The sequence below is a fragment of the Endozoicomonas sp. genome (assembly GCF_031844845.1).
Lineage (GTDB): Bacteria > Pseudomonadota > Gammaproteobacteria > Pseudomonadales > Endozoicomonadaceae > Endozoicomonas.
This window is the reverse complement of the sequence record NZ_JAVRMB020000017.1, coordinates 1-7779: the sequence shown is the minus strand read 5'-3', so window position 1 is coordinate 7779 and position 7779 is coordinate 1. Positions and strand designations below refer to the sequence as shown.

Annotated in this window: 7 protein-coding genes; all 7 read left to right on the top strand. The window is 48.9% G+C overall.

What is annotated here, in order from left to right:
• The first annotated feature begins 1016 nt into the window (after positions 1-1016).
• Positions 1017-2123 carry an S-(hydroxymethyl)glutathione dehydrogenase/class III alcohol dehydrogenase gene (locus RM811_RS00765; RefSeq protein WP_402519783.1) on the top strand — a complete coding sequence of 369 codons (1107 nt, stop codon included), beginning with the start codon at positions 1017-1019 and terminating at the stop codon, positions 2121-2123.
• A gap of 46 nt (positions 2124-2169) precedes the next feature.
• Complete coding sequence (gene fghA, locus RM811_RS00760; protein WP_402519780.1) at positions 2170-3006, top strand: S-formylglutathione hydrolase; 837 nt, start codon at positions 2170-2172, stop codon at positions 3004-3006.
• Positions 3007-3087: 81 nt separating this feature from the next.
• Positions 3088-4110 (top strand): alcohol dehydrogenase AdhP, encoded by a 1023-nt coding sequence (gene adhP, locus RM811_RS00755; RefSeq protein ID WP_402519777.1) that lies wholly within the window; start codon positions 3088-3090, stop codon positions 4108-4110.
• A gap of 200 nt (positions 4111-4310) precedes the next feature.
• Positions 4311-5189: a TPR end-of-group domain-containing protein gene (locus RM811_RS00750; protein WP_402519774.1), complete on the top strand. Its 879-nt coding sequence runs from the start codon at positions 4311-4313 to the stop codon at positions 5187-5189.
• A gap of 160 nt (positions 5190-5349) precedes the next feature.
• Complete coding sequence (locus RM811_RS00745) at positions 5350-6054, top strand: pseudouridine synthase (RefSeq protein ID WP_402519771.1); 705 nt, start codon at positions 5350-5352, stop codon at positions 6052-6054.
• Between the two features lie 108 nt (positions 6055-6162).
• Entirely contained in the window at positions 6163-6858 is a 696-nt protein-coding gene (gene tenA, locus RM811_RS00740; RefSeq protein ID WP_402519768.1) for a thiaminase II, read from the top strand.
• 133 nt (positions 6859-6991) lie between these two features.
• On the top strand, positions 6992-7408 hold the full coding sequence (locus RM811_RS00735) for a hypothetical protein (RefSeq protein ID WP_402519767.1): 417 nt from the start codon (positions 6992-6994) through the stop codon (positions 7406-7408).
• Positions 7409-7779 lie beyond the last annotated feature (371 nt).

The window sequence follows — 7779 nt, the reverse complement described above, 5'->3', positions numbered from 1 at the left end:
ATTAGCAAGCCCTGAGGTTACGGCAAGTCCCGTATGCATTCCCACGCGGAGCGTGGGAACGAGGGTGGCGGGAGGAATAAATTCTAGATGGAACAATGTTACAGTTCCTGGGCGAGTGATGGATTGGGATGTTATTTAATGACCTTGTTCCCATGCTCCGCGTGGGAATGCATACCGCACCCACCACAAACAAAATAACTGGCGTGAAACTCCGGCACCCCCAGACAAGTGAGGTTGTCCATCGCTCTTACCCTTTGCATGGCAATTCAGACAGCGGGCTATTAGCAAGCCCTGAGGTTACGGCAAGTCCCGTATGCATTCCCACGCGGAGCGTGGGAACGAGGGTAACAAAATAACTGGCGTGAAACTCCGGGCCCCCCAGGCAAGTGAGGTTGTCCATCGCTCTTACCCTTTGCATGGCAATTCAGGCAGCGGGCTATTAGCAAGCCCTGAGGTTACGGCAAGTCCCGTATGCATTCCCACGCGGAGCGTGGGAACGAGGGTGGCGGGAGGAATAAATTCTAGATGGAACAATGTTACCGTTCCTGGGCGAGTGATGGATTGGGATGTTATTTAATTACAATTCCTTAACCAACAAACACCACTATGAACCGCTTATTTTTCTAACATCAGGAGATTTTATTATCTGTTTTAGAACGATTTGATTTACTGGTTTTTTTTGTAAAATGATTTAGCCATATATTGCATAAAAAATTGTTTATGTGTTTGGTGAAAGACTACAGTTGTTCACTATTAGGTAGATTGTTCTTAGGGAAGTGGCATTGTAGAAAGTACCAGCCCTCCGTCTTTCCCGCGAAGGCGGGAATCCACCTTGAGAGTGGGAGTCTATCTCGAACAGTGGATCCCCGCCTTCGCGGGGATGACGGTCGGGGGGTATTTTTCCCTTTTGCGACAGCCTCCTGCGCGGGGATGACGATGGTAAATTCTTAATTGCAGCTTCCCTTATTTATCAATGAACCGGTCTTGCAATCAATTCATGCAATAGAGGTTAAATGATGAAGACACGTGCCGCCGTCGCTTTCAGTGCAGGGTCAACGTTAGAAATTCACGAGGTTGATCTGCAAGGTCCTCAGGAAGGGGAAGTTCTGGTTGAAATCAAGGCAACCGGTGTTTGCCATACTGACTCTTTTACCCTGTCCGGTGATGATCCGGAAGGTGCTTTTCCCGTTATCCTCGGTCATGAAGGCGCTGGTGTTGTGGTTGAAGTGGGAAAAAATGTGCGCTCATTGAAAAAAGGCGACCATGTTATTCCACTGTACACGCCAGAGTGTCGTGAATGTGACTTCTGCCTCAACCCAAAAACCAATCTCTGCCAGTCAATTCGTGCAACCCAGGGGCAGGGACTGATGCCAGACGGTACCAGTCGCTTTTCTCTGGATGGTCAGCCACTCTTGCACTATATGGGCTGTTCAACTTTTTCCAATTTTACGGTTTTGCCTGAAATATCTCTGGCCAAAATAAACCCGGAAGCGCCGTTTGATAAGGTGTGCTACATCGGTTGCGGTGTTACTACCGGTCTTGGGGCAGTGGTGTTTGATGCGAAAGTGGAACCCGGCAGTACAGTGGCTGTGTTCGGGCTCGGTGGTATCGGTCTCAATGTGATTCAGGGCGCTCGTATGGTGGGAGCCGATCGGATTGTCGGTATTGATTTGAATCCCGCCAAGGTACCTATGGCTGAACAGTTTGGCATGACCGATTTTATTAATCCTAAAGATGTGGATGATCTGACTGCTGCGATTATTGACCTGACCAATGGCGGTGTGGATTACAGTTTTGAGTGCATAGGTAATGTAAACGTCATGCGTCAGGCGCTTGAGTGTTGTCATAAAGGGTGGGGCGAGTCTTATGTCATCGGGGTCGCTGGCGGGGGTAAAGAAATCTCTACCCGTCCGTTCCAGCTGGTCACTGGTCGTAGCTGGAAAGGCAGTGCGTTTGGTGGCGCCAGGGGACGAACCGATGTTCCCAAAATTGTTGACTGGTATATGCAGGGCAAAATTGAGATCGACCCAATGATCACCAGCACCATGGGGCTGGATAAGATCAACAACGCGTTTGATTTAATGCATGAAGGGAAGGGGGTTCGCTCGGTTATTCTCTATTAATGAGTCGTCTTTATACTGTCGTTCACTCTATCAGGATGATTCTGGTATGGAGAAGATTGCGCATTTCAAAGCGTTCAGTGGTGACCTTTTCCGTTATCGTCACCCATCAAAACAGACAAAAACCGATATGGTGTTTGCCATATTCCTGCCTCCACAGGCCGCCAGTCAGCCAGTGCCGGTGGTGTACTGGCTGTCTGGCCTGACCTGTACCGATGAGAATTTTTGCCAGAAAGCCGGTGCCTTTCGAAAAGCGGCTGAGTTGGGGGTAAGCATTGTCTGCCCGGACACCTCACCCCGCGGGGTTAACCTGCCCGGTGAAGATGAAGCTTACGACTTTGGCTCCGGTGCCGGCTTTTATGTGGATGCTACTGTTGCGCCGTGGGCAGCAAATTACCGGATGTACAGCTATGTTGCCCATGAGCTGCCGGAATTCATAGAGAGCCATTTTAAGGTAACGCAACAACGGGCGATTGCGGGCCATTCCATGGGCGGTCATGGGGCATTGGTGATTGGCTTGCGTAACCCGGATCGTTACTGTTCTGCTTCAGCATTTTCACCCATCGCCCATCCCTCAGCGGCGCCCTGGGGGCAAAAAGCATTCACCAACTACCTTGGCGAAAACAGAGATGTCTGGCAGCAGTACGACGCCACCTCACTGGTGAGCTCTGCCAGCAGTCATTTGCCCATTTTGATTGATCAGGGTGATAAGGATGAATTTTATCAGCAAGGTCAGCTAAAGCCCGAAGATTTCAAGGCGGCCTGTGAGCAGGCTGGCTATCCAATCACGCTGAATATACGCGAAGGTTACGATCACAGTTATTACTTTATCTCCAGTTTTATTGATGACCACCTGGTCTTTCACGCCGATACAATGGGGCGCTGATCACCTCTCACTCCTTCACCCTTTCACCTTAAAGAATGCATTGCCATTCCAATCTCTCTGATTTATTAACCGGAGTTAATAATGAAAGCAGCTGTTGCTCATGAATTTAATACGCCACTGACCATCGATGATGTAGAGGTTCCTCCCATTGGCGATAACGAAATATTAGTCAGTATAAAGGCGTCAGGTGTCTGCCATACCGACATTCATGCCTGTCATGGTGATTGGCCTGTTAAACCGAATATGCCGTTGATTCCCGGCCATGAAGGCGTTGGGGTTATTACCGAAATGGGTAAAAACGTAAAGCATCTCAAGGTAGGTGACAGGGTTGGTATACCGTTTCTCTATACTGCCTGCGGACACTGTGACTACTGCCTGGAGGGTAAAGAGACGCTCTGCCCGGACTGCCTTTATACCGGTTACCATATGGCCGGTGGTTATGCAGATTTCTGCCGGGCCGATGCCAACTATGTGGTTAAAATCCCTGATGCGATAGGATTTGTGGAAGCGGCACCGCTATTTTGTGCGGGTGTAACCACTTACAAAGCACTGAAAGTCAGCGGAACCAAACCGGGTGACTGGGTCTCCTGTGTGGGTGTTGGTGGGCTTGGGCATCTGGCTATTCAATACGCCATCGCCATGGGACTTAATGTTGTTGCTGTTGATACCGGTGAAGAAAGAAAAGCGTTGTCTCTGAAACTGGGGGCGAAGCATTTTATTGATTTCAAAACAGAGAAACCCGAAGAGAAAATCCGGTCCTTGCTGGGTACTGGTGTTCATGCGGCGATCTGTACCGCCGTTTCCAAGGCCGGTTTTGAGAGCGCTTATGCATCGGTGCGTCGGGGAGGAACACTGGTATTGGTCGGTTTGCCACCGGGTGATATGCCTGTGCCGATTTTTGATACCGTCATTAATGGCATCACTTTGGTCGGCTCCATAGTAGGCACCCGTCGTGATCTGGAAGAGTGCCTTGACTTTGCGGCTCAGGGAAAAATCAAAACCGACATACAGGTTCGCAAGCTGGAGGAGATCAACCAGATTTTTGACGAGCTTGAAAAAGGTGAGGTAACCGGGCGGATTGTGCTGGACTTTGAGTCTGCCTGACGAGCGCTGCCCGCCCCCCGCTAGCCGAAAAAGCCAGTGTCGCTTGTGCTTTTTCGGGAAGCGGGCAGCGTTCGTTGAAATGGGTAAGTTATTTAAGAACGATTCCTTAGAGAGTCCGATTGACCCGTTTTCCTGAAACGAGATAAGGTGAATGTTAAGGAAATGCTTCGCTTTGATGATGGTTGATCCAGGGAGGGTTAATGCCACATACACGTTTCTTCAAGTTGCTACTTATTCTTTGTATGGCGGTGACATTTTCTTCGGTAAAAGCGGAGGCACCGCTTGCCTCTGCGATTGATGAACCACTCTATAAGCCTTTTATTGAGCGCTATATTCTCGATGAGCTGAAGATGCTTCGTCAGGATCAGCAGTCGATGCGAAGAGAGCTGACGGACAAAGTGGCGGAGGCTCGGCTGGATGCTTCGGACAGAGCGGTTCGCTATACGACGGATACCATCAATAATATCTTTTTTATCATTACTGCGGCAGCCTCTATTCTGGTACTGCTGGGGTGGCGCTCATTACGTGAAGTTCGTGAAACCGTTAAGACACAGGTCGAAACTCAGGTTTCCCAGATGACGCTAAAGTATGAGAAAAGATTGGATGAGCTTGAGCATAAGCTAGTCATTCGATCAGAGCAGATTATTTCTACCCAGGAAAAAATCTCACAAACAAATCAGGTTCATTCGTTATGGATGCGTGCCGGTCTTGAGACTAACCTGCATGAGCAAATCAATATCTATGATCAGATTCTGGAAATCAATCCGGATGATGTTGAAGCCCTTACTTACAAGGCTGACTCGTTGTTGGACCTGGGGGAGGCGCGCTGGGCACTGTCATTGAGCAATCAGGCGATTGAACATGACCAGGAGTATGCACTGGCCTACTGGCAAAGAGCTTGTGCAGAAGCGGCGCTGGGGCAGTTTGATGAAGCGGTTCGGGATCTTGAAACCGCCATACTGCGATCACCGGCGCTAAAAGATGAAGTAGCCAGTGAAGCAGCATTCGAAGTTCTCCATGACCATTTGTCGTTTAAAAATCTGATACAGCCTGAATCCTCTGATCAGGAAGTGACGTAGGTTGGTCGAGCGAATGCGAGCCCCAACAAACTATCCGCATCACCGGTAAGGGAAGCTGCAATTAAGAACATACCACCGTCATTTTCAGGAAGAGCGCTAATAGCTTCAGAGTCTCTTCCTGGATAACATCATAATTGTCGTTCAAATAACTGTGGGAAAAATGTCGAGTAAACGTACCCGGCTGGACCGGTTTCTTGCCAAACAATTACAAGTTTCCCGCAAACAGGTGCGGCTTATTCTATTAGCGAACCGCCTTACGGTGGATGATGCGCTGGTTCGGGATATGGATTATCAGCTGGATGAGTTTCATCAGGTGGCCCTTGATGGACAGCTTCTGAGAGGGGACAGACCCAGGTACATCATGATGCACAAACCGGTTGGTGTCGTCTGTGCTACCAAAGATGACATTCATCCAACGGTTCTGGATTTGTTGCCGGAAGAAGATCGGTGTGGACTTCACATTGTGGGCAGGTTGGATCTGAATACTTCGGGTTTAGTGCTGCTGACCAATGATAGCCGCTGGTCCAGAGAGTTGATGACACCGGATCGCCATGTCCCAAAGGAATACCAGGTGACGTTGAAAAATCCGCTTTCCAGGGAATATATTCCGTCATTTCGTGATGGTATGTATTTTGGCTATGAAGATGTCACAACCCTGCCAGCGACTCTGGAGATTTTAGGTCCTCACCTCGCAAAGGTGATACTGGTTGAAGGCAAATATCACCAGATCAAGCGAATGTTTGGCCGCTTCCGTAATCCTGTGGTGGGTTTGCACCGCAGTCGCGTGGGTAATTTGACACTGGATATTGATCTGCCGCCGGGTCAGTGGCGATGCTTAACGGAGGCTGAAGTTGTCACTTTATAGATCGTAGCAGTGCGCCACTTGAGAAGGTTGTATATTTTGATGAAAGTGAAAAGGTGAGTATTCAGGGATATGATGGGAGCCTGACAATCAGTATCTGGAATATTTTTTATGAGTTCAAACACTCTTTTTTATGATGAGAATAATAGCCTTTACGGGCGAATGAAAGCGGCCTGTCAGGAGGATTGGAATGACTATTGTCACCACCCATTTGTCCAGGGAATTGCTGACGGTTCACTACCACTGTCTTCTTTTCGCCACTATCTTCAGCAGGATTACCTGTTTCTGATTCACTTTGCCAGGGCTTATTCGCTGGCGGTGTACAAAGCGGATAATCTGGAAGATATGCGTTCTGCATCGGCGTCTGTCAGCGATATTCTGGGTGAAATGACCCTGCACCTGGACTATTGCAGGGAGTGGGGACTGACAGAAAAGGATGTGGTCAGTCTGCCGGAAGCACGGGCCAATATGGCTTATACCCGTTATGTGCTGGAGCGGGGAATGGCCGGGGATATTCTGGATCTTTACACGGCGTTATCCCCCTGCGCTGTGGGTTATGCAGAAATTGGCTACCGGCTGAAGAATGATCCAGAAACCCTGAAGGAAGGTAACCCCTATTGGGCCTGGATTGAAACCTATGGTGGAGAGGAATACCTGGACGGTGCCAGAAAGCAGATTGCAACGCTGGATCATCTGGCGAAATCCCGTTACAACGCTGCTCGAATGGATTCTCTTTGTAAGACCTTCCGGGAAGCCACCCGTTTGGAAATCGGGTTCTGGCAGATGGGGCTGGATTGCTCGTTTTAAGTTCTCTTTCACTACTCGATCACAGGCTTTGAGGCTGTCGCAAAAACCGGAAGGTCTGAAATGCCGTACCGGGAATTTACAGGATCCACTCACATGGATGTGAATATCGTTATGTGCTCAAAGGGGGATAAAAATGGAAGTAAGTATTGATGATCTTGAATGGGCTGTTGAATTTGTTTCCAGTTGCCCTTCACTTGAACCAGAGGCGTTTTTGGATCGTAAAACCGGGAGAATATATTATTCGGGTGATGGTGTTGATGAAGAATTGCCGGTGGATGTGTATGAGAATGAACGCTACCTGGCCGTGCCTTTTAAACAGGACCTGGAATTAGGGCACTCTCTCGCTTTAGAGTTTACTGCTCAGCAATTGCCGGGTGAGCTTGACTCTGTTTATCAGTTCTTTCGGCGCAAGGGCGCATACTCTAAATTCAAGCAGCTTCTGGAACGTACTGGCAGTTTAGAGCAATGGTATGCCTTTGAAAGCAAGTCTGTTAAAACAGCCATTGAAGGTTGGTGCAAAGAGCATAATTTAACAGCCAGGAGCACATAACGAGGGCAACCAGCGGACGGTGCCGGTGCATGGTTTCATTGAAATTGACCGGTGACGTAGGTTGGGTCGAGCGAATGCGAGCCCCAACAAAACTATCTGCATCTACGGTAAATTGTTGGGGCTCACTCCGTTCGACCCAACCTACAGGTCAAACGCATTGAAACCATGTACTAGCCGGACTGAATTGTTTTTAGTGTATGGATTATTAAAAGGCAGAAACTATGATCAGGGAATTTTTGCTGCCGGAGACTCTTCAGGAGGCTCTGGCCATGAAAGAGCAGCATGGTGATCAGGCTGTCTATATGGCCAGTGGTGCGCGGTTGAATGCTGCCCCGACAAAAACTGAGAAGGCTATTGTCATTAGTCTTTCA

Coding starts and splice junctions, on each gene's coding strand:
- RM811_RS00765 (WP_402519783.1), top strand. CDS start 1,017: ATGAAGACACGTGCCGCCGTCGCTTTCAGTGCAGGGTCAACGTTAGAA.
- fghA (WP_402519780.1), top strand. CDS start 2,170: ATGGAGAAGATTGCGCATTTCAAAGCGTTCAGTGGTGACCTTTTCCGT.
- adhP (WP_402519777.1), top strand. CDS start 3,088: ATGAAAGCAGCTGTTGCTCATGAATTTAATACGCCACTGACCATCGAT.
- RM811_RS00750 (WP_402519774.1), top strand. CDS start 4,311: ATGCCACATACACGTTTCTTCAAGTTGCTACTTATTCTTTGTATGGCG.
- RM811_RS00745 (WP_402519771.1), top strand. CDS start 5,350: ATGTCGAGTAAACGTACCCGGCTGGACCGGTTTCTTGCCAAACAATTA.
- tenA (WP_402519768.1), top strand. CDS start 6,163: ATGAGTTCAAACACTCTTTTTTATGATGAGAATAATAGCCTTTACGGG.
- RM811_RS00735 (WP_402519767.1), top strand. CDS start 6,992: ATGGAAGTAAGTATTGATGATCTTGAATGGGCTGTTGAATTTGTTTCC.